16 protein-coding genes are annotated in these 20679 nt (G+C 73.8%); 4 read left to right on the forward strand and 12 right to left on the reverse strand.

Features of this window, described 5'->3' with window-relative positions; genetic code table 11:
* Positions 1–51: 51 nt before the first annotated feature.
* On the reverse strand, positions 52–1362 hold the full coding sequence (locus OG500_RS14765; protein ID WP_329580551.1) for an RDD family protein: 1311 nt from the start codon (positions 1360–1362) through the stop codon (positions 52–54).
* Positions 1363–1714: 352 nt separating this feature from the next.
* Here OG500_RS14765 and OG500_RS14770 point away from each other — a divergent pair, with 352 nt between their 5' ends.
* Complete coding sequence (locus tag OG500_RS14770; RefSeq protein ID WP_327067139.1) at positions 1715–2158, forward strand: SsgA family sporulation/cell division regulator; 444 nt, start codon at positions 1715–1717, stop codon at positions 2156–2158.
* Between the two features lie 47 nt (positions 2159–2205).
* Here the strand turns inward: OG500_RS14770 and OG500_RS14775 are convergent, their stop codons facing one another.
* From OG500_RS14775 to OG500_RS14785, 3 genes are all read right to left on the reverse strand, one after another.
* Positions 2206–3627, reverse strand: coding sequence for a glycosyltransferase 87 family protein (locus OG500_RS14775; protein WP_327067140.1), 1422 nt, complete (start codon positions 3625–3627; stop codon positions 2206–2208).
* A gap of 141 nt (positions 3628–3768) precedes the next feature.
* Complete coding sequence (locus OG500_RS14780) at positions 3769–5187, reverse strand: HAMP domain-containing sensor histidine kinase (RefSeq protein ID WP_329587582.1); 1419 nt, start codon at positions 5185–5187, stop codon at positions 3769–3771.
* 101 nt (positions 5188–5288) lie between these two features.
* Positions 5289–6002 carry a response regulator transcription factor gene (locus OG500_RS14785; protein WP_329580555.1) on the reverse strand — a complete coding sequence of 238 codons (714 nt, stop codon included), beginning with the start codon at positions 6000–6002 and terminating at the stop codon, positions 5289–5291.
* Positions 6003–6102: 100 nt separating this feature from the next.
* Between OG500_RS14785 and OG500_RS14790 the strand changes: the two genes are divergently transcribed.
* Positions 6103–6888 (forward strand): hypothetical protein, encoded by a 786-nt coding sequence (locus tag OG500_RS14790; protein WP_329580558.1) that lies wholly within the window; start codon positions 6103–6105, stop codon positions 6886–6888.
* An 87-nt stretch (positions 6889–6975) separates the two neighbouring features.
* Here OG500_RS14790 and hppD read toward each other — a convergent pair whose 3' ends face one another.
* Positions 6976–8124: a 4-hydroxyphenylpyruvate dioxygenase gene (gene hppD / locus OG500_RS14795; protein ID WP_329580561.1), complete on the reverse strand. Its 1149-nt coding sequence runs from the start codon at positions 8122–8124 to the stop codon at positions 6976–6978.
* Between the two features lie 219 nt (positions 8125–8343).
* Here hppD and OG500_RS14800 point away from each other — a divergent pair, with 219 nt between their 5' ends.
* Entirely contained in the window at positions 8344–8847 is a 504-nt protein-coding gene (locus OG500_RS14800; RefSeq protein WP_327067144.1) for an Lrp/AsnC family transcriptional regulator, read from the forward strand.
* A gap of 16 nt (positions 8848–8863) precedes the next feature.
* Here the strand turns inward: OG500_RS14800 and OG500_RS14805 are convergent, their stop codons facing one another.
* The 3 genes from OG500_RS14805 to OG500_RS14815 all read right to left on the reverse strand — a co-directional run bounded on the left by OG500_RS14805 (position 8864) and on the right by OG500_RS14815 (position 12615).
* Entirely contained in the window at positions 8864–9676 is an 813-nt protein-coding gene (locus tag OG500_RS14805) for a S16 family serine protease (protein WP_327067145.1), read from the reverse strand.
* 71 nt (positions 9677–9747) lie between these two features.
* Positions 9748–10398: an IclR family transcriptional regulator gene (locus OG500_RS14810; protein WP_327067146.1), complete on the reverse strand. Its 651-nt coding sequence runs from the start codon at positions 10396–10398 to the stop codon at positions 9748–9750.
* Positions 10399–10785: 387 nt separating this feature from the next.
* Positions 10786–12615: a DEAD/DEAH box helicase gene (locus OG500_RS14815; protein WP_327067147.1), complete on the reverse strand. Its 1830-nt coding sequence runs from the start codon at positions 12613–12615 to the stop codon at positions 10786–10788.
* Between the two features lie 247 nt (positions 12616–12862).
* Here OG500_RS14815 and OG500_RS14820 point away from each other — a divergent pair, with 247 nt between their 5' ends.
* Complete coding sequence (locus OG500_RS14820; RefSeq protein WP_329580566.1) at positions 12863–13294, forward strand: SsgA family sporulation/cell division regulator; 432 nt, start codon at positions 12863–12865, stop codon at positions 13292–13294.
* Positions 13295–13309: 15 nt separating this feature from the next.
* Here the strand turns inward: OG500_RS14820 and OG500_RS14825 are convergent, their stop codons facing one another.
* The 4 genes from OG500_RS14825 to OG500_RS14840 are packed head-to-tail and all read right to left on the reverse strand — an operon-like array spanning position 13310 to position 20447.
* Positions 13310–15865 (reverse strand): bifunctional lysylphosphatidylglycerol flippase/synthetase MprF, encoded by a 2556-nt coding sequence (locus OG500_RS14825; RefSeq protein ID WP_329580569.1) that lies wholly within the window; start codon positions 15863–15865, stop codon positions 13310–13312.
* Positions 15862–17184 (reverse strand): alpha/beta hydrolase, encoded by a 1323-nt coding sequence (locus tag OG500_RS14830; protein WP_329580571.1) that lies wholly within the window; start codon positions 17182–17184, stop codon positions 15862–15864. The genes OG500_RS14825 and OG500_RS14830 overlap by 4 nt, the downstream gene beginning before the upstream one ends.
* Positions 17181–17819 carry a class F sortase gene (locus OG500_RS14835; RefSeq protein WP_329580574.1) on the reverse strand — a complete coding sequence of 213 codons (639 nt, stop codon included), beginning with the start codon at positions 17817–17819 and terminating at the stop codon, positions 17181–17183. The genes OG500_RS14830 and OG500_RS14835 overlap by 4 nt, the downstream gene beginning before the upstream one ends.
* Positions 17820–17846: 27 nt before the next feature.
* Positions 17847–20447 carry a phosphatidylglycerol lysyltransferase domain-containing protein gene (locus OG500_RS14840; protein ID WP_327067152.1) on the reverse strand — a complete coding sequence of 867 codons (2601 nt, stop codon included), beginning with the start codon at positions 20445–20447 and terminating at the stop codon, positions 17847–17849.
* Between the last annotated feature and the right edge of the window lie 232 nt (positions 20448–20679).

Consider the following 20679-nt stretch of genomic DNA (forward strand, 5'->3'; position numbering starts at 1 on the left):
ATCGTATCTTCTATGGATATTTGACCCGTTTTGATGATCGGCGCCTGGGTGTCAGGCCTTGACGACCCGCGTCCGCGCCGCCCGATCGGCCCAGCTGCGCTGCCGCTGACGGTCCGCCAGCAGCACGAGCGGGCCCAGCACGGTCACCATCGTCAGCTGGCCCACCAGCCAGCGGACGAAGGACCGGCCCAGGCTCGGCGGCCGCGGCGGGGTTCGATCGGCGCCGCGGCCACCGTGACCACCGCGACCGTCGCGCCCCTGCGGCCCCGCCTCGGCTCTGACGACCCGTAGGCCGAGCAGTCTCTTGCCGAAGGTGCGGCCGGTGCGGGCCGTCGGCAGCACCTCGAAGAGGAAGCCGCCCAGCAGCAGCGTGCCGAGCAGCAGCGCCACCCGGCCGATGAGGCTGCCGTCGATCAGCCAGACCTGCACCTCGCGGCCGGTCAGGTGACTGGCCGTCCGGGCGCGGTCGAGCTTCAGCTGCACGTCCGCCAGGGTCGCCATGGTCAGCGGGATCCCGACCGCGGCGCCCAGGCCGCCCAGCATCAGCACGTCCACCAGCCGGGCCGCCAGCCGCCGGCCGACCCCGCCGGTCACCACCGGCGCGGAAACGTGTGCGGCAGCAGGCACCGGCACGGACGCGGTCACGCGCGCAGGCGGCCGAGCCGCCCGAGCGGGGAGCACCGCAGCACTGGACGTCGGCTCCGCCGATTTCCGGCGCACCACGGCCGCCGCGGGCGCAGCAGGCACCGCCGGCATCGCAGACACCGCCGGGACCGTCGGCACGGCCGGCGCCGCGACGGGCACCGGAACCGGCGCGCGGGCCGGCTCCGGCTCGGCCACGGGCACGGCCGCCACCGGCTCGGCCCGCCGTACCGCCACCGGCGCCGGTTCGGCAGCGGGCGCCGCCTCCTCCAGCGCTCCCCAGGAGACCCACCGCGGCGCCCGCCCGGTCTCCAGCAGCCCTCGCTGCGCCTGCGGGTCCGCCTGCCAGCCGCTGTGCTCCGGCAGCTCCGCCGCGCTCTCCGGCTCCGGCGGCGCCATGGTGAAGACCGCCCCGGCCCCGGTCTGGTCGAGGAAGACCGGCCCGGTCTCGCCCCCGCCGCCGTCCGCCCGCTGCGGCACCGCGCGCTCCGGCACCGCCGGCGGCGGGATGTACCGCGCGTTGGGGCGCACCGCGGGCCGGGCCGCAAACGCGGGCACCGCCAGGACCTCGCCCTCGGCGGGCGCGGGGCGGCTGGTCCCGGGCACCCAGGTGCCGCCGTTCCAGTAGCGGACGAAGCCCGGCACCGACGGGTCCGGGTAGTAACCGGGCGCGGGGACCGCGGCGGTGTCCGCGCTGGCGACCAACGGCTGGTCCGACATGCAGATCTACTCTCCTGTGATCCACCGGCGAGGGGTACGCCACGTCGCCGGGCAGTCACAAAGAGTAGTACCTCCGGATCGGCTCCGGCGGAGAGTTGCGGATAAGGACCACGGCCGGGAGCCCGACCCGCTTGACTGGCCCGGTGGTCTGCCTGCCCGGCCGAGCACGCCCCCTCGTGCGCTGCCAGCGCGCACCGAACGCTGCGCGCCCTGCGGCCGGGCCGCGCTCCCGCTCCTCGGAGAGCTTGCGGAAATCGGATCGAAAACCCGTGTAAGAGCCGGGCCGCTCCGCGCTCTCTCCAGGTGTACCGGGCCCACCGCGGGCCCGGACGCGACCGAGAGGATCAGCGACATGGACAGCCGGCCGAGCGTGGTGGAGTTGGAACTCGAGCTCAACCTGGTGCTCTCCCCCGAGCGCAGCGTCCCCGTCCCGGCCCGGCTCTCGTACGGCAGCCACGACCCGTACGCGGTGCACATCACCTTCCACCTGGACACCGGCACCCCGGTGACCTGGGTGTTCTCCCGGGAGCTGCTGGTGGAGGGCACCTTCCGCCCGTGCGGCCAGGGCGACGTGCGGATCTGGCCGACCCGGCCCCACCCGGCGGCCGGGGTCACCCACAGCGGGCGGCAGAGCGTGCTCTGCCTCGCGCTCACCTCACCGGGTGGTGACGCCCTGCTGGAGGCGCCGCTGCCGGCCGTGGCCGCCTGGCTGGAGCGGGCGCACCGGCTGGTGCCGCCCGGCGGTGAGCTGAACGTGCTGGACCTGGACAGCTCGCTCGCCGAGCTGCTGGCCTGAGCGCGTGCCGACGGTGCCGCGGGTCCGGCGCCGACCGACCGGGGACGTCAGCGCGCCGCGGGGGCGCGCTGACCGGCCGCGCCCACCACGTCCGTCCTCGTCCCCTCGTCCGCACTGCCCACCCGCTGTCCCGGAACCAGGGGCGGCAGCAGCGGCTGGCCGGCCGCGCGGCGGCGGGAGCGCACCCGCAGCGCGGCGACCAGCAGGAAGCAGAGCCCGATCAGGGGGTACATCCCCGCCGGCACCTGCTTGAAGATGTTCATCTGCAGGTTGGTGATGCCCTTGTGCGGCACCAGCCACATCGAGAACGAGCAGAACCCGACCACCGTCAGGCGGTGGATCAGCCGCCAGCGCCGACGGCGGACCGCCGGCGGCCTGGAGCGCTCGTGAGCGGCCTCGGCGGCCAGCAGGATCACGATCGGCACGCACCAGATCCAGTGGTGGGTCCAGCTGATCGGCGAGATCAGCAGCGCGGTGACGGCGGCGCAGCACACCCCCCAGGCCTCGCCCCGCGGCAGCCAGCGGGAGCTGCGGTAGGTCCAGGTGGCGACGGCCAGGCCCGCCACCGCGATCAGCCCGGCGGCCAGGGTGGCGACGATGCCGGGGTCGGCCAGGTGCAGGAACCGGGCGGTGACGCCGCGCAGCGACTGGTTGTCGACGATGTAGACCACGCCGACCCGGGAGGAGTCGTACAGATACTTCGTCCAGAAGCCCCAGGTGGCGCCGGGCAGCACCGCCGCCCCGATCGCGAACGAGGCCAGGAAGGCCGCACCGGCCGTGAAGGCGGCCCGGACGCGTCCGGTGAGCAGCAGGTAGACCGCGAAGAGCCCGGGGGTGAGCTTCATGCCGGCCGCGATGCCGATGCCGATGCCCTTCCACTTGCGGTGGTCGGGCGTGGTGACGTCCCAGAGCACCAGGCAGAGCAGGATCAGGTTGATCTGGCCGTAGCGCAGCGTGGTGAAGACCGGCTCCAGCCAGACGCCGAGCCCGGCCACCAGCACCACGCCGACCGGCCGCAGCTCCCGGCGCGGCCAGCCCACCAGCCGGAACGAGAGCAGCGCGGCCAGCCCGAGCAGCCCGATGTTCCCCACCGTGACCGCCACCCGCAGGAACGGGACCGGCAGCCAGGTGGTCGGTACGAAGAGCATCGCCGCGAACGGCGGATAGGTGGCGGGCAGGTTCCACTGGGTGACCCGCAGCGCGTAGAGGTCGTGGCCGTTGGCCACGGCGCCGCCCTCGGCCCGGTAGACCATCATGTCGACCATCGAGGTGCCGATGAAGTGCCGGACGACGGCGTAGGCGAGCAGCGAGCCCAGGGCGATCAGGGCGGCCTTGCGCATCTGCTGCCGCGGTGCTTCGCGTACCGCGCGTATCGGGGACTCCAGCCGGCGGCGCCAGGCCGGGGCATCGGAGGGGACGGGGCCGGGGGCGACCTGTGCGGTCCCCTGGTCCTGCTGCACCGCTGTCACTGCCCGCTCCATCCCGCCGGTCGGTCGACCAGCCATCGACCATACCGGACGACCACCACCCGACCGCCGGTTCGTTCGGGCCGCTACGGGCCGTGAAGATCGTCCTGCGGAGCGGTCGGTGACCGGACCGCTCCGGCTGCCTCAGGCCCCGCGCCGCACCGCACCCCGTCCCGCCCGCCGGGCCCGGCCCAGCCGGCGTGCGGGGGCGACCGGGGCGGGCCGCTCGCCGCCCAGCCGCAGCTGGATCTCGGCACCGCCCAGGGCGGCCGAGCGGCCCAGGGCCAGGTGTCCACCGCTGGCCTCGGCGAGCTTGCGGACGATGTCCAGGCCGAGGCCCGTGGAGCCCTCGCCGCCGTCCCCCTCGCCGCGTCGCAGCGCGGCCGACGGATCGTCGAACCCCGCTCCGGCATCACCGACCAGCACGATCACGCCGTGCTCGGCGGCCGTCACGTCCACCGCGAAGGCGGTGCCGACGGCGGTGTGCCGGAAGACGTTGCCGAGCAGGGCGTCGACCGCGGCGGCCAGGTCGCCGCGCGCCACCGGCACCGGCGCGGGCACCTCGGCGCCGTGCAGCTGCCAGGGCCGGCCCTCGTCCTCGGCCAGCGCCGACCAGAAGCCGACGCGTTCGCGGATCACCTCGGCCGCGTCGCAGCCCACCACGACGGGCGCGGGCTCGCCCGGGGCGCGGCGGGTGGAGCGGATGATCTGGTCGACCTCGCGCTCCAGCTGGGCGACCGCGTGCCGGGTCGCGTCGGCGGCGTCCCCCTCGCCGAGCGAGGCGGCGTTCAGCCGCAGCACGGTCAGCGGGGTGCGCAGCCGGTGTGAGAGGTCGGCGGCCAGCTCGCGCTCGGCGGCCAGCAGCTGGACCACCCGGTCGGCCATCGCGTTGAAGGCGGCCGACGCCTCGCGCAGTTCGGCGGGGCTGCCCTCGGCCTGCGGTCCGGTCACCGGCAGCCGCACGGCGAGGTCGCCGGTGCCCAGCGCCCGGGCCGCACCGGCCAGCCGGCGGGCCGCGCCGACCAGCCGGGCGCCCATCCGGTCGGCCACCAGCACGGCGAGCGCGACCAGGCCGAGCGCGACCAGCGACAGCACCAGCCAGGCGGTGGGCACGCCGCGGGTCAGGTCGGCGTCGGCGACGAAGACCTCCACCACGGCGACCCGGGCCGGGTCCACGGCGACCGGCTGGAGGCGGGCGTAGCCGCCGGGCACCGCGACGGTGAGCACCCGGCCGCCGGCCGCGGCGGCGATCTCCGCGGCCTGGGCCCGGCCGGTGCCGATGGTCTGGCCGGCGCCGCTGCGGGCGGGGCCGGAGCCGACCGCCGGGAGGTGGACGGCGATGCAGCCCCGGGCGCCGGCGTCGGTGCTGGCCACCGCGCGGGACAGCGCCGCCTGGTCGGTGGTGATCGCCAGCGCCGGGCCCAGCGCGGCGGCCTGGCGGTCGGCGGCGGTGAAGGCGCGCTCCCTGGCGGTCTTCTGGACCATCAGGCCGAGCGGGATCAGAAAGGCGAGCGCGACCATCGTCGTCCCGGCCACGGCCGCCTTGACCAGCACCCAGCGCAGCGACTGGCTGGCGGGCGCGGGCCGCTCGCCGGCCGCGGCGCCCTCCGCCGGCCGTGCACCGCCCGCCGGTGCGACCGGCGCCGGTGTGCCGCCCCGTGGTCTCACGGCTGGTGCTCCGCGCCCGCCGGGGCCGGGGCCGGGGCCTCGAGCCGCACCCCGACGCCGCGCACGGTGTGCAGGTAGCGCGGCGTGGAGGCGGTCTCGCCGAGCTTGCGGCGCAGCCAGGACAGGTGCACGTCGATGGTCTGGTCGCCGCCGTAGGTCTGCCGCCAGACCTCCGCCAGGATCTCGCGGCGCGGCACCACCACACCTGGCCGGGCCGCGAGGAAGGCCAGCAGGTCGAACTCACGGCGGGTCAGGTCCAGCGCCTGGCCGTCCAGCACCGCCTCGCGCCGCTGCACGTCCACCGCCAGACCGCCGACCCGCAGCACCGGCGAGACCGGGGCCGCGCCGCCGACGAGCCGGCGCAGCACGGCCGCCATCCGGGCCGTCAGATGCTCACCGGAGAAGGGCTTCACCAGGTAGTCGTCCGCGCCGTCGTTGAGCAGCCGGACGATCTCCGCCTCGTCGTCGCGGGCCGTGGAGACGATCACCGGCACGTTGCTCAGCCCGCGGATCATCTTCAGCGCCTCGCCGCCGTCCAGGTCGGGCAGGCCGAGGTCGAGGATGACCAGGTCACAGCCGACCTGGGAGACCTCGCGCAGCGCCTCGAGCGCGGTGCCGACGCTGCGCACCGCGTGCCCGCACTCGGACAGGTGCCGGATCAGGGCCGAACGGACGAACGGGTCGTCCTCGACCACCAGGACTGTTGCCATGGCCCTGCACGCTACGGCATCGGTGCCGGGCCCGGCACCGGGATCCGGGCCGAAGGGCCCCCGCCGTCACCGGCCGGTGGATACGGCAGGATGGCGGGCGATGCGAAGCGGACTGGTTCAGACGGGCGCCTGGGCGGTGGCCACCACAGCGGGGGTGGTGCTGTCCTGGCTGGGCGTCAATGCCGTCCTGTCCGACTCCGCCTTCGAGGCGCCCAGCGCCCTGCCGCTGCCGGTGGCCGCGCCCGACCAGCCCGCCGGCCTCACCGCCGCCGCACCCGCGCCGTCCGCACCGCCGACCGGGGCGACCCCGCTGTCCGCCGCGCCGACCGACCCGCCGGCCGCCTCCCGGTCCCGTGCCGCGCCCGCCGAGCCCGCCACCCCCGCCCCGCGCCCCACGGCCGGCGCACCCACGCCCACGCCGCCGACGACGGCCGCACCCGTGACCGCCCCGGCGCCCGCGACCAGGCCCGCGCCCAGCGGTGCGGCGGACCCCAGAAGCACCACCAGCTCCACCGGCACCACCAACCCCAGCGGCAGCGGCGCGACCACGCCCGGCAGTTCCGACGACGACAGCCCGGGCGGCACCCCGGACGACGACGCGCAGGACCCGCTGAGCGCCGCGCTGGGCACCCAGGGCTCGGCGGGCACCGTGGGCGCCACCACCGGCACGGTGCACAGCTACCTGGTGCCGGGCGGCCGGGTGGCGCTGGACCTCGGGCCGGACAGCGCCGAGCTGGTCTCCGCCGTCCCCGACCCGGGCTGGCAGATGCAGCTGTGGAACGGCGACGAGTGGCTGCGCATCGACTTCTCCCGCGGCAACGCCGCCAACTCGGTCTTCGTCACCTGGAACGGCCACGCCCCGGACGTGCAGACCGTGGTCCGCTGACCGCCCTGTCGGCCGTCGGGAGCCGCGCGCAACGCCGCGCACCCCGGGTCGGCGGCGACCCGGGGTGCGCACAGCGCAGTGGACGGCTCAGAGGTTGCCGCGCTTCTCCTGCTCGCGCTCGATCGCCTCGAAGAGCGCCTTGAAGTTGCCCTTCCCGAAGCCCATCGAGCCGTGCCGCTCGATCATCTCGAAGAAGACGGTCGGCCGGTCCTGCACCGGCTTGGTGAAGATCTGCAGCAGGTAGCCGTCCTCGTCGCGGTCGGCCAGGATCTTCAGCTCGCGCAGCTCGTCGATCGGCACCCGGGTGTCGCCGACCCACTCGCCGAGCGTGTCGTAGTAGCTGTCCGGGGTGTCCAGGAACTCCACGCCGGCCGCCCGCATCTGGCGCACCGTCTGGACGATGTCGTTGGTGGCCAGCGCGATGTGCTGCATCCCGGGGCCGTTGTAGAACTCCAGGTACTCGTCGATCTGCGACTTCTTCTTGGCGATGGCCGGCTCGTTGAGCGGGAACTTCACCTTGCGGGTGCCGTCCGCGACCACCTTGGACATCAGCGCGGAGTACTCGGTGGCGATGTCGTCGCCGACGAACTCCTTCATGTTCGTGAAGCCCATGACGTTGTTGTAGAAGGCGACCCACTCGTTCATCTTGCCGAGCTCGACGTTGCCCACGCAGTGGTCGATCGCCTGGAAGTTGCGCTTCTTGAGCGGCTCGACGATGGGCGTGCGGGTCACGAAGCCGGGCAGGTACGGGCCCGAGTAGCGCGAGCGGTCGACCAGGGTGTGCCGGGTCTGGCCGTAGGTGGCGATCGCGGCCAGCACCACGGTGCCGTGCTCGTCGTTCACCTCGTGCGGCTCGACCACACCGGTGGCGCCGTGCCCGGTGGCGTAGGCGTACGCGGCGCGCACGTCCGGCACCTCGATCGCCAGGTCGATCGCGCCGTCGCCGTGCTCGGCGACGTGCTGCTCCAGGAACTTGCCGTACTCGGTGGTGGCCTTGATCACGGAGGTGAGGACGAACCGGGCGCTGCCGGACTCCAGCACGTAGCTGGCGGTCTCCCGGTGGCCGGTCTCGGGGCCACGGTAGGCCACGCAGCGCATCCCGAAGGCGGTGGAGTAGTAGTGCGCGGCCTGCTTGGCGTTGCCGACGGCGAACTCGACCGCGTCCATCCCCCGGACCGGGAAGGGGTCGACCTCTCCCGCGTGCGCGGGGACGGACTGAGCGGCGGTATCGGTCATGACGGCCTCCCTGTAGGGCGTTGGACCTCGACGCGCCCCGAGGGTGTGGGGCGGGGGTGAGCCGGGTTCGGCATGGGGGTGCTTCGCCACGGGCTGTGCAGGGAGCGTGGCGCTGATCACAGCATTAAGCAACTGTTCCATTTTGCTCTGGTCAAGCTGTGCCGTTCGGCGGGACAATTCGTGCGTCGCCTGTACAGGTTGCCCAGCGAAAGGGCCATCGTGCTGAACTCTCCCATCGACGCCCTGGACGGCCGGCTGATCGCCCTGCTGGCCCAGGAGCCACGGATCGGCGTGCTGGAGTGCTCGCGCCGCCTGCAGGTGGCCCGCGGCACGGTGCAGGCACGGCTCGACCGGCTGCAGGCGCGCGGCGTGATCGGCGGCTTCGGTCCCGAGGTGGAGCCGGCCGCGCTCGGGTACCCGGTGACGGCCTTCGCCACCCTGGAGATCTCCCAGGGGCAGGGCGCGGACGCCCGGGCGCACCTGGCCGCCGTCCCCGAGGTGCTCGAGCTGCACACCATCACCGGGCAGGGCGACATGCTCTGCCGGATCGTGGCGCGCTCCAACGCCGATCTGCAGCGGGTGATCGACCGGGTGGTCGGCTTCGACAGCATCGTCCGGGCCTCCACCGCCATCGCACTGGAGAACCCGGTGCCCTACCGGGTGCTGCCGCTGGTCGCCCAGGCCGCGGCGGAGGGCGCCCAGCAGGCCGCCGAGTCCGACTGAGCGCTCGCCCTCGGTGTCAGCAACTGGGCAGCGGGCCGCCGCTGTTCAGCGCGTTGAGCGCGTTCAGCGAGTCGGTCAGCGTGTTCACCGGCACCAGCCGCAGCCCGGCCGGCGGGTTCACCTTGGCGTCCGAGCACTCGCCGCGCGGCACCAGGAAGACGGTCGCCCCGTCGCGCGCCGCCGCGTGGGTCTTCAGCTGGACCCCGCCGACCGGGCCGACCGTGCCGTCGCTCGTGATGGTGCCGGTCCCGGCGATGTTGCGCCCGCCGGTCAGGTCACCGCCCTTGCCGTTGCCGACCAGCTTGTCGATGATCGCCAGGCTCAGCATCTGCCCGCCGCTGGGGCCGCCGATGCGGCCCAGGTCGACGGTGACCTTGACCTGGTCCGGCGACAGGTGCAGGTAGTCGAGCGCGGCCATGGTCGCGTCGTCCTGGGACTGGGTCATCTCCTGGGTGGCCGCGCTCGGGTTGCTCGGCGGGTAGACGGCCTGGCGCGGCAGCACCGCGACGTCCGGGTCCAGCCAGCCCGAGACCGCCTGCTCCAGGGTGAGCGAGTCCCCCGGTCCGGTCGCGCTGATCGTGACGACCCGCAGCGATCCGCTGGTCCGGCGCACCGGCGCGCCGGTGATGGTGAGCACCTGCTGGCCCTGGTAGCTGTTCAGCGCGTCGGCGGTGTCCCCGGGCCAGGTCTTGGTGAACGGCAGCGGGGCCAGGAACGAGAACGCGAGGAACCCGGCCAGCACGACGGCGCAGAGCAGCACGGCCCGCAGCCGGATGGTCGGACGGCCGGACGGTTTCGGGTCAGCGGTGAGCGCAGGCACGTAGGGCATCCAAACACACCGGCGCCCCTCATTTCCCCGACGGCCCGTCGAACACACGGCGGCCGGGGCGCACCGTCCGCTCAGCGCAGCGCGTCGGCCACCTCGGTGGCGGCCTCCACCACCCGCGGCCCGACCCGCTCGGGCACCAGCCCGTTGAGCATCACCACGCCGACGCTGCCCTCGATGCCGCTCAGCCCGACCAGCGCGGCCGCCGCACCGCTGGCGCCGGACTGCTCCTCCGCCCGGGTGATCACGAAGCTCTGCTCGGGCCGGCGCTGGCCCGGGAACTTGCGGGCCTCCAGGATCGCCCGGCCCGCGGCGCTCTCGTCCAGCGGATGGCGCAGGCCGGTGCGGTAGGCCACGTGGAAGTCGGTCCAGCTGGGCTCCACCACGGCCACGGCGAGCGCCTCGGTGCCGTCCACCAGGGTCAGGTGGGCGGTGGCGCCGAGGTCCTCGGCCAGGCTGCGCAGCGCCGGCAGCGCGGCCTCGCGCAGCAGCGGGTGCACCCGGTGGGCCAGCCGCAGCACGCCCAGGCCCACCCGGGCCCGGCCGCCGATGTCACGTCTGACCAGGCCGTGCTGCTCCAGGGTCGCCAGCAGCCGGTAGACCACCGTGCGGTTGACGGCGAGCCGGGCGGCCAGCTCGGTCACGGTCAGGCCGCGTTCGGAGTCGGCCAGCAGTTTGAGGACCCTGACGCCGCGGTCGAGGGTCTGGGAGGTCTCTGCGGTCACGACACGCATTCCTTTCCGCGGTGGTCGGCAGCCTCGGCGGAGGGCCGGGACGGGACGGTGGTGTCGCGCGCAGGGGTGGTGGACGCGGTCCAGGCCGGCTGCGTCGTCGTCGGCACACGCGGCTCTGAGCGCTCCGGTCGGCGGTCGTGCCTGCGTGAGAGCGTGGGGGAAAGGTAATAACTGATTCGCCGCTGCGGAAGTGGTTGTCCAAAATTCGGTCATGATCGATATTTCCGATTCGGACCTATCGGGGCAATGCCACCAATTTCACCGGAGCACGGCGATGGTTCGGGTGCCCTGGGTTCGGACTTCGGACACCCTCACCTCCACAGCATCTCCCCAGTGGACTCCCAGCGAATCGTTAGCGGAATCGCACCGTGCGGGGCATCAGTTCGCCCACTTCCTGACCATCGCGATCCGGGCCTTGAGCTGATTGGCCGTGGCCTGCGCGGTGAGCGGGCCGCCGCACTGGCGGCGCAGCTCGTTGTGGATCGTCCCGTGCGGCTGGTTGGTGCGGTGGTGCCAGGCGGCGACCAGCCCGTTCAGCTCCTTGCGCAGGTCGCGCAGCTCCTGATGGGTCACCACCGGGCGCTGCTCGGCCGGCAGCTCGAGCAGGTCGGCCTCGTCGGCGGGCTTGCTCTTCGAGCGCTGGATCTGCCGGCTCTGGCGCTTCTGCAGCAGCAGGTGCACCTGGTCGGGTTCCAGCAGGCCGGGAATGCCGAGGTACTCCTCTTCCTCCTCGCTGCCCGGGTGCGCCTGCATGCCGAATTCCATGGCGTTGTAGAGCACCCGGTCGAAGACGGCGTCGGAGCCGAGCGCCTCGTAGGAGAGCTCCTCGCCACCCGCGCCGTCCGGTCCGTCGTTGGCCCGCTCGGCCTCGGCCAGTAGCCGGTCCTCCTCGTCGAAGAGGCCCTCGCTCTCCTTCTTGGGCCGGTCCAGCACGTGGTCGCGCTGCAGCTCCATCTCGTTGGCGAAGCCGAGCAGCATCGGCACCGAGGGCAGGAAGACCGAGGCGGTCTCGCCGCGCTTGCGGGCGCGCACGAAGCGGCCGACCGCCTGCGCGAAGAAGAGCGGGGTGGAGATCGAGGTGGCGTAGACGCCGACCGCCAGCCGCGGCACGTCGACACCCTCGGAGACCATCCGGACCGCGACCATCCAGCGGTCGTCGTTCGCCGAGAAGTCGGAGATCCGCTGGGAGGCCTCGGCCTCGTCGGAGAGCACCAGGGTGGCCTTGTGCCCGGTGATCTCGCGGATCATCTTGGCGTAGGCGCGGGCCGCGTTCTGGTCGGTGGCGATCACCAGACCACCCGCGTCCGGGATCGCCTTGCGCACCTCGGTCAGCCGCTTGTCCGCGGCCCGCAGCACGTTGGGGATCCACTCGCCCTGCGGAGCGAGCGCGGTGCGCCAGGCCTGGGCGATCAGGTCCTTGGTCATCGGCTCGCCGAGCCGGGCCTCCAGCTCGTCGCCGGACTTGGTGCGCCAGCGCATGTTGCCGCTGTACGACAGGAAGATCACCGGACGCACGACGTGGTCGGCCAGCGCGTGCCCGTAGCCGTAGGTGTAGTCGGCCACCGACTTGCGCAGCCCGTCGGTGTCCGCCTCGTACTGGACGAACGGGATCGGGTTGGTGTCCGAGCGGAACGGCGTCCCGGTCAGCGCCAGCCGGCGGGTGGCCGGCTCGAAGGCCTCGAAGCAGGCCTCGCCCCAGGACTTGGAGTCGCCGGCATGATGGATCTCGTCCATGATCACCAGCGTCTTGCGCGCCTCGGTGCGGTTGCGGTGCAGCATCGGGTTGACGCCCACGCCCGCGTAGGTGACCACGATGCCGTGGTAGTCCTTCGAGAGCGGCCCCGAGGAGTAGGCCGGATCCAGCCGGATGCCTATCCGCGCGGCGGCCTCGGCCCACTGCTTCTTCAGGTGCTCGGTCGGCGCGACCACGGTCACCTGCTGCACCAGGTGGTTGTGCAGCAGGTAGGAGGCCAGGGTGAGGGCGAACGTGGTCTTACCGGCGCCCGGGGTGGCGACCGCCATGAAGTCCCGGGGCTGCTTCTCGATGTACGTGTCCAGCGCCCCCTGCTGCCAGGCGCGCAGCTTGCCCGCGGTGCCCCAGGGGGCACGCCCGGGGAAGGCCGGCGACAGGTGGTGCTGCCCGGCCGCCGCGGCCGGACGGGCCTGCGGCTGCGCGGTCGGCTGCGCGTCTGAGAACAGGGGCGACATGGCGGACGAGGCGGCAGTACTCACGGTCTCCGAGGGGGATCGTCGCAGGTCAGGGCGGTGGAGCGGCCCGGGTGTGCGGTGGATGGGCGATCGGACAACCCGCCTAGCCTACCGGGCTGCGCCGTCATCGAGGGCTCGACACCGACGGACGCCACGTGACCGGGATCACCCCGCGAACCCGGGTAATCAACCCGCTCCCCCGCACTCTCTCCTGTCGTACGCGCACCACCCGACCCGAGGAGTCTCCATGTGCAGCGCCGCAGTCGAGCAGTCCGTCCAGGCCGCCCTGATCCTGTCCAGCCACTGCTCCACCCAGCTGCAGATGACCCTGCGCTACCGGGCCGCCGACCCGCTGGCGGTCCGGCTGGTGTTCCCCGGCGAGTACTCGCTGGACGAGGTGGCGGCGCCATCCGCGGCGGACGAGGTGATCTGGGTCTTCGCCCGGCAGCTGCTGGCCACCGGGCTCGACCTGCCCGCCGGGCTGGGCGACGTGCACATCAGGCCCTCGCGCGGTCCGCACACGATGGTCGAGCTGCGGGCACCCGAGGGGATCGCCCTGCTCCGCTTCGAGGCGGGGGACCTGCGGCGCTTCCTGGCGGCCAGCTACCGCTGCGTGCCCGAGCACCAGGAGGGCCGCCACCTGGACGCCGACCGCGCGCTGGCCGAGCTGCTCGGCTGACCCGGGCCGCGCGGCTCAGCCCGAGAGCCTGCGCATCAGCCGCATGCCCTGGCTGGGCGTCAGGTGCGGCAGGTAGGCCTTGCCGATCGCCCGGGTGATGCTGGGCAGCGCCGCCGGGTCGGGGTAGAGCATGTACATCGGCCGGTACTCGGGCTGGAACTTCGCCTTGAAGGCGAGCAGCGAGCGGAACCCGTAGACCGGTTCCAGGCTCTTGCCCATCCAGTCGAGCATCCGCTGCAGCGCGGTCTGCGGCACGCCGCGGTCCGCCCGGGCCAGCGGCGCCCCGGACAGGCTCAGGAACTCGGCGCCCTCCTCCTTGAAGCCGAGCGCCGCGGAGGCGATCAGGAACTCCATCACGCCGCGGAAGCCGTCGGCGCGCCGGCGCATGAAGTCCAGCGTCCAGCCGATCGGCTCGCCGTCCCGGTAGACCGGCATCCAGCTGGTCAGGCCGTGCACCGTACGGTCCTGGTCGACGGCGACCAGGATCCGCACCGCCGGATCGGCCAGCTCGTCCAGGCCGCCCAGGGTGAACCCCATCTCGGGCAGGCCCTTGTCGGCCACCCACTCCTCCGAGATCGAGCGCACCTGGTCGCGCACGGCCATCGGCGCGTGCTGCCAGCTCCACCACTCGGCGGTGATGCCCTCCTTGCGGGCCTTGTTCAGCGAGGTCCTGATGTCCTGCCACTTCTTCCCGGTGAAGGCCAGGTCCGCCAGCGGCACCACGGTGTCCTCGGCGACCTGCAGCGAGCGCCAGCCGAGCCGCTCGCCCTCGTCCAGCGTCTGCGGGGTGACGCTGTAGAAGCACGGGGTCCAGCCGCGCGCGTCGCAGTACGCCGCGAACCCGGCCACCGCCCGCCGCCGCGCCGCCGGCTCGCCGAACGGATCGCCGGTGGTCAGCGCCACGGTGGAGATCACCCGGTACGGCACGGCGGCCTCGCGCCCCTCGTCGAACCAGTAGTGGTTGCCGTCCCAGGTGGCGATGAAGGAGAGCGTCGAGCCGCCGTGCCGGGTCAGCAGCTCGCGCGCCCGGGCCGCGTCCGCGGCGTCCGCCTGCACGCTGGGACGGCGGAAGGCCAGCAGCAGCGAGAGCAGGGCGACCACCCAGAACAGCAGCCCGGTATAGGCCGACAGGGCCTGCGAGGTGCCGCCGACGGCCACCGGGGAGGTGAGGATCAGGTCGTTGTAGGCGGGCGGCAGGAACTCCGAGGGCAGGCCCCGCAGCAGGACGGGCAGGGTGGCGTCCGGGTTGTACTGGTCGCGCACCAGCCAGCCGATCCCCAGGTAGGCGAGGCACGCGGCCAGCAGGGTGCCGCCGGTCACCAGGCCCAGCCGCTTGAGGTCCCGGGCGGGCAGCCGCAGCGAGAAGCGCTTGCGGGTGATCAGCAGCAGGAGCAGCACCAGCACCGGCATCAGCAGTGCCTCGCCGACCAGTTGCCAGACCTCGCCCTGGCCGCCGAGGTCGCCGGCCTGGCCGAGCAGCACCTCCAGCAGCCAGCTGAGCAGCGCGATCCACAGCAGTTGGACGACCGCGATGCACCACCAGGCCAGCCGCAGGCCGCGGCGCAGCCCCTCGGCCAGCACCAGCAGCAGGACCGGGATCAGCGCCGCCATCAGCCGCCCCGGCGAGTCGTAGAAGTGCAGCGCCGACTTCAGGTGCGCGCACTCGTCGGCCGACACCGAGCAGGCGTAGGCGATGTCCTCGGCGCTGGGCGGGCGGGAGAAGTAGAGGTCGCTGAAGGTGTTGAACGGGCCGTAGGCGTCCCGGTAGAGCGAGGCGATCAGCGGCCCGAGCGCGGACCCGGCCACGCAGAGCGCGACGAGCACCCGGGTCTCGGCGTGCGAGGGCCGGCGCGGCCGCCAGGACACCCGCTCGCGGACCAGCAGCAGCCCGGCGGCCAGCCCGAAGGCCGCCGCGACCAGGCGCTGGACGGCCTGCAGGTGGCCGACGTAGAGCATCAGCACCAGCGGCACCAGCACCACCACCAGCTGCAGCCGGCGCCGCCACAGCGCGGTGAGCCGGAAGCTGACCGCACCGGCGAGCGCGAAGAGCCCCGGCGCCGGGCCGACCGCGATCTGCTCGTTCAGCCCCTGGGTCCAGGTCTCGCCGACCGCGATGCCCAGCCGCACCAGGCCGGTGCCCAGCAGGACGCCGACCACCTGGCCGGCGATCACCACCGCGCCGGCCCGCCGCCGGCCCAGCCGCCGCTCGGCGATCGGCCCGATCACCAGCAGCGCGGCGGTGGTCAGCAGGTAGGCGGCGATGCCCGAGCACCAGCACAGCGAGCTGAGCGGGGTCCACCAGCGCCCGGCCTCCAGTGTCGGGATGCCCACCCCGACCCGGGAGAGCAGGTGCGGCGAGGGGCCGCTGCCCAGGCTGCCGGTGGCGGCGCCGACCACCCAGAGCAGCACGGTCAGCGCCACCGTCAGCGGCGCCTCGCGCAGCGCCCGGGCCACCGGCAGCCAGGCCCGCAGCCCACGCCGCCAGGGCGACTCGGGCCGCGGGGTGACGGGCTGCGCGGCACCGGCGTCGGTGGTCGCGGGCCCGCTCCCGAGCGGTTCCGCCGGGCTCATCCGATCAGCCCGAGCTGCTGGGACAACCAGGTCAGCTGGCCGCTCAGCCCGGCCCGGAAGGTGTTCCAGTCGTGGCCCCCGGGCACCTCGGTGAAGGTCGCCCTCATGCCCGCCGCGACGGCGGCCTGGTAGACCTTGCGCTGCTGCGGGCCGTACTCGCCGTCGCTCTTGCCGACCACGAACGCGGCCGCGGTGTCGGGGAACTTCTGGCGGGCCATCACGTGCAGCGGGTCCACCGCGTCGAAGGCCGCCTCGTTGCCGCCGAAGGCCGCCTGCACGGTCTTGTCGTGGCTGCCCAGGGTGGGCTCGTCCTGGCCGGAGATGTCCAGGAAGGAGCCGTAGACCTGCGGCGCGTTGACGGCCATCTGGAGCGAGCAGGTGCCGCCGAGCGAGAGCCCGCCGATCGCGAAGGCGCCGCGGCCGGTGCCGGTCTGCAGGTGGGCGTGCACCCAGTCGGGCACGTCCTGGGCGAGGTAGGTCTGCGCCTTGGCGATCTTGGAATCCATGCAGAGCGTGTTGGCCCAGTCGGAGCCGGTCGGGTCGACCACCACGACGATCGGCGCCAGGCCCTGGTGGGCGGCGGCGAAGGAGTCCATGGTGCCGGCCAGGCCACCGGAGTTGACCCAGTCGGCCGGTCCCCCGGGCTGGCCGGCCATCAGCACCAGCACCGGCAGCAGCGGGCGCGGCGCGGTGGCCTGGTAGGCCGGCGGCAGGTAGATGTAGGCGTCGCGGGGATCGAAGCCGGACTTGTGCCCGGGTATCGCCGTGGTGGTGATGGTGCCCTTGGCCGGCAGCCCGGCCGGGCTGTGCCAGACCTCGGCCAGCGTGCGCCCGGCGGGCGCGCTCAGCGTGCTGGTGGCCCTGCCCGCCGAGAAGGTCGGGGTGTGCTGGATCCAGGGGGCCAGCAGCACCCGCAGCGTCGGGTACTGGTCGTACTGCCGGTTGATCTCCGAGCCGGACATCAGCAGCACCAGCAGCGCCGCGCCCAGCACCGCGAACCGGCCGCGCCAGCGCAGCGGGGGCAGCCGGAAGAGCGCCAGCAGCAGGCCGAGGATCCCGATCCCGACCCAGAACACCACCTCGCGGGTGAGCCCGTCGGGCCACGGCTGCCACCAGTCGTTCACCACGGCCCGCACCAGCACGGTGAGCGCCGCGGTCAGCAGCACGGCGCACGGGAACCGCCGGCTCCACCAGTGGGTGCTGCTGGAGACGGCGAGGCCGACCAGCGCGAGCCAGCCGAGCGCCAGCACCAGGATCGGGATCACCCCGCTGGTGATCGGCCAGTCCAGCGGACCGTCCCACGCCAGTGCTGCCGTCACTGTGCCCCCCGATGACCTGTCAGATGTGCGAATACCACCACGTTGCCGTGGTAGCCCTGTCCTTTGGTGAACCCGCCGCCGCAGGTGATCAACCGCAGTTGCGCGTCCGGGGCCTGGCCGTAGACCCGGTGGTCCGGGAAGTCCGAACGGTCGTAGACGTCGACGGCGTCGACCACGAACCAGGCGGTGGTGCCGTCCTGCCGGGCCACGTCGACCTGGTCACCGCGGTGCAGCGCACCCAGACCGTAGAAGACGGCGGGGCCGGCGGCGGTGTCCACGTGGCCGACCAGCAGCGCGGTACCGCGCTGGCCGGGCGTCACCCCGTCACGGTACCAGCCCGCCAGATTGCGCCGATTGTCCGGCGGGGTGGCCAGGTGGCCCTCGCCGTCCAGCCCGACCCCGGTCACCGGGGCGTCCACGCCGACCGCCGGGATCCTGACCCGCATCGGCTCCGAGGCCCGCATCGGGGTGCCGCTGAGCGCGGCCGGACGGATCGCGCCGTCCTCCCCCGCCTCGGCGGCGGACGGCGCGGGCGGCAGCGAACCGCGGCTGCCGTCCTGCACCAGCCAGGCCCCCACCACCACCGTCGCCCCCAGCGCCACCGCCGCCGACCAGGGACTGCGCTGCCTGCCCACGCCGGCTCCCGTCCGCAGATCCTCGGCTCACCCCTGCTCAGCCAAACCGGAGGCCTGCCCCGCCGCATCGGCTGTGCCGCCGGACGGGTGAGCCGCGCCCCGGCGCAGCGAGCCGCGCAGCCTGGGCCGGACCAGGAACCCCTCGGCCAGTCCGTTGGCCACCGCGATGGTGGGCAGCTCGGAGGACTTCTCGTAGAGCAGGAAGCGCGGCTCCCAGCTGGGCTGGTACTTGGCGTTGGCCCGGTACAGCGACTCCAGTTGCCACCACCGCGACAGGAAGCGCAGCACGGCCCGGCACAGCCGCAGCACCGGTCCGGCCCCCAGCTTGCCGCCCTGCTCGAAGACGTAGCGGAACATCGCGAAGTTCAGCGAGACCCGGGTGAGCGGCAGCGCACCGGCCGCCCCGGCCAGCAGCAGCTCGGTGACCAGGAACTCCACCAGACCGTTCTCCGACTCCCGGTCGCGGCGCATCAGGTCGAGCGAGAGGCCGTGCGCGCCCCAGGGCACGAAGCTCAGCAGCGCGCAGGTGCGGTCGTTCTCGTCCCGGCACTCGGCGAGCACGCAGTCGCCGTCGGCGGGGTCGCCGAGCCGGCCCAGCGCCATCGAGAAGCCGCGCTCGGTGCGGCCGTGGCGCCAGGCGTCGGCCAGGTGCACCAGCGCGGTCAGTTCGTCCGTGGGGATGTCCCGGTGGCGGCGGATCACCGCGCGGTAGCCGGCCTTGCGGACCCGGTTGTGGGCCTGGCGCAGGGTGCGCATGCTGCGGCCCTCCAGGCTGAAGGCGGTCACCTCGACGATCGCCTCGTCGCCGAACTCCAGTGCCTTGAGGCCGGTCCGCCGGTAGACCGTGCCGGCCTGCTCGCCCGCGCCGGTGACGGCCGGCACCCAGGCGTTGGCCCGGGCCAGCTCCCGCCAGCACGCGATGGCCTGCGGCCACGCCTCCGGGTCGCCGATCGGGTCGCCGGAGGCCAGCGCGACCCCGTTGACCACCCGGTAGAGCACGGCGGCCTTGCCGGAGGGCGACCAGCAGACCGACTTGTCGCGGCGCAGCGCGAAGTAGCCGAGCGAGTCGCGCGCCCCGTGCCGCTCCAGCAGGGCGCGCAGCCGCTGCTCGTCCTGCGGCTGCAGGTGCACCCGCCCGTGCGGGGAGCGGAAGAAGACCCGCAGCACCAGCAGGAAGAGCGCGGCGCCGAGCACGTTGATGGTCAGGTCGGCCCAGCGGTCGACGCTCACCTGCGCGGTCACGTCGCCGAAGCCGGAGACGGTGAACAGCCGCACCACCGCGTAGCCGAAGCAGTCGCCCCAGTCCGCCTGCGGGGTGGTGCCGGCGTGCACCAGCACGGCGCCGAGCACGGTGACGAGCAGCCCGCCGATCAGCAGCACGGACAGGCCGAGCACCAGGTTGCCGCGGGCGCCCCGGGCGTGGAAGGCGCGCCGGCCGGCCAGCAGCACGGCGAGCAGCAGTGCGGTGAGTGCGAAGGAGACCCAGTTGAAGGGGTGCGCCCGGTCCTCGGGCAGCACCGCCAGGGCCACCGCGAAGGGCACCGTGTAGATCGCCGCCACCGCGGTGGCCACGATCCAGGCCGCCCGCTTGCGCCGGCGCAGCATCACCGCCAGCAGGGCGGCGAAGAGCGCGGCCGTGAACCCGGCGGTGACCAGCACCGGGGTGAAGAACTCGCCGCTGTTGGCCCGCTCCACCCGCTCCCGGAACGGGGCGATCAGCCCGGCCAGCAGGTTGAGCGCGGCGGCGATCCGCGCGTACCACTCGGCGCTCACGGCGCAGCGCCGGCGCCACGGCGGCAGTGGGCGGGCCGGCGCGGGGGCGGGGACGGGTACGGGGACGGCCGCGGGGGCCTCGGCCGCGGCCGGCGCAGCCGCCGTGCCGTCGGGTACCGCGTCCGGGGCGCCGGCCAGCAGGTTGTACGCGCCCACCTTGAACGCCTCCATCCGCCGGTGCACCCGGGCCTCGCGCCGCTCGGCGCGGGCCATCCGCTTGGGGCGGCTGCGGTAGCGCCAGCGGGCCCACGGGCTGCCGGGTCTGGCCAGCCGGATCGCCCCGACCACGGCGAGCACCGGCAGCATGACGCCGATCAGCCCGGTCCACAGCTTGCCCTTGAGCAGGCTGACCACCACCAGGAGCAGCAGCACCGCGGCCCCGGCCAGCTGCCCGATCGAGGGCTTGCCGCTGATCCCGCCCAGCGGCAGCTCGCCGACCAGCACCAGCGCGATCAGCGCGATCGCGAGGATCACCGCGTCCACCGACTTGCGGCCCTGCTCGCTCCAGTAGACGTCCTCCAGGTGCAGCACCAGCGCGAACTCGTCCAGCACCAGGCCGCAGCCCGCGCCGAAGGCGATCGCCAGTCCGTCGCGCGCCAGGCCGTGGGTGCCGTGGTAGGCGAAGCTCGCGACTCCGGCCACCACCATCAGCGCCTGCCCGAAGACCACGTGGTGGATGTGCAGGCCGCCGGGGGTCACGTTGCCCGGCCACCAGGAGGTGCCGCGCCGGATCATCCGGGTGCTGAAGCGGATGAACAGGAAGGCCGTGATCAGGCCGATCAGCAGCAGGAAGAGCGGCTCCCGGCCCGGCTCGACGATCCGGGAGTGGTACGCGTCCCGCAGCGACTCCCACATGACGCCTCGGCTCCTCCCGCCCCGCACCGCACAGCCCGCGTCCAATCTGATGATCTTTGCGGCCGGGACGCGACTCGACACGCCGTGCGGCTGCGCTTATCGGGCGTTTGGGCATCGCCATCCCGGTGCGCCGCGATAGAGCGTGCGATGCTGTGGGACAAATCGCCCATAACGGTCTTTCAGCGGACTAATCGCCACCAGTCGGGCACCGTCTCGTCGTTGAGCTCCGCCG

The sequence above is a fragment of the Kitasatospora sp. NBC_01250 genome (genome assembly GCF_036226465.1).
Taxonomy (GTDB): domain Bacteria; phylum Actinomycetota; class Actinomycetes; order Streptomycetales; family Streptomycetaceae; genus Kitasatospora.

Coding starts and splice junctions, on each gene's coding strand:
- OG500_RS14765 (WP_329580551.1), bottom strand. CDS start 1,362: ATGTCGGACCAGCCGTTGGTCGCCAGCGCGGACACCGCCGCGGTCCCC.
- OG500_RS14770 (WP_327067139.1), top strand. CDS start 1,715: ATGGACAGCCGGCCGAGCGTGGTGGAGTTGGAACTCGAGCTCAACCTG.
- OG500_RS14785 (WP_329580555.1), bottom strand. CDS start 6,002: ATGGCAACAGTCCTGGTGGTCGAGGACGACCCGTTCGTCCGTTCGGCC.
- OG500_RS14790 (WP_329580558.1), top strand. CDS start 6,103: ATGCGAAGCGGACTGGTTCAGACGGGCGCCTGGGCGGTGGCCACCACA.
- hppD (WP_329580561.1), bottom strand. CDS start 8,124: ATGACCGATACCGCCGCTCAGTCCGTCCCCGCGCACGCGGGAGAGGTC.
- OG500_RS14805 (WP_327067145.1), bottom strand. CDS start 9,676: ATGCCCTACGTGCCTGCGCTCACCGCTGACCCGAAACCGTCCGGCCGT.
- OG500_RS14815 (WP_327067147.1), bottom strand. CDS start 12,615: ATGTCGCCCCTGTTCTCAGACGCGCAGCCGACCGCGCAGCCGCAGGCC.
- OG500_RS14820 (WP_329580566.1), top strand. CDS start 12,863: ATGTGCAGCGCCGCAGTCGAGCAGTCCGTCCAGGCCGCCCTGATCCTG.
- OG500_RS14825 (WP_329580569.1), bottom strand. CDS start 15,865: ATGAGCCCGGCGGAACCGCTCGGGAGCGGGCCCGCGACCACCGACGCC.
- OG500_RS14840 (WP_327067152.1), bottom strand. CDS start 20,447: ATGTGGGAGTCGCTGCGGGACGCGTACCACTCCCGGATCGTCGAGCCG.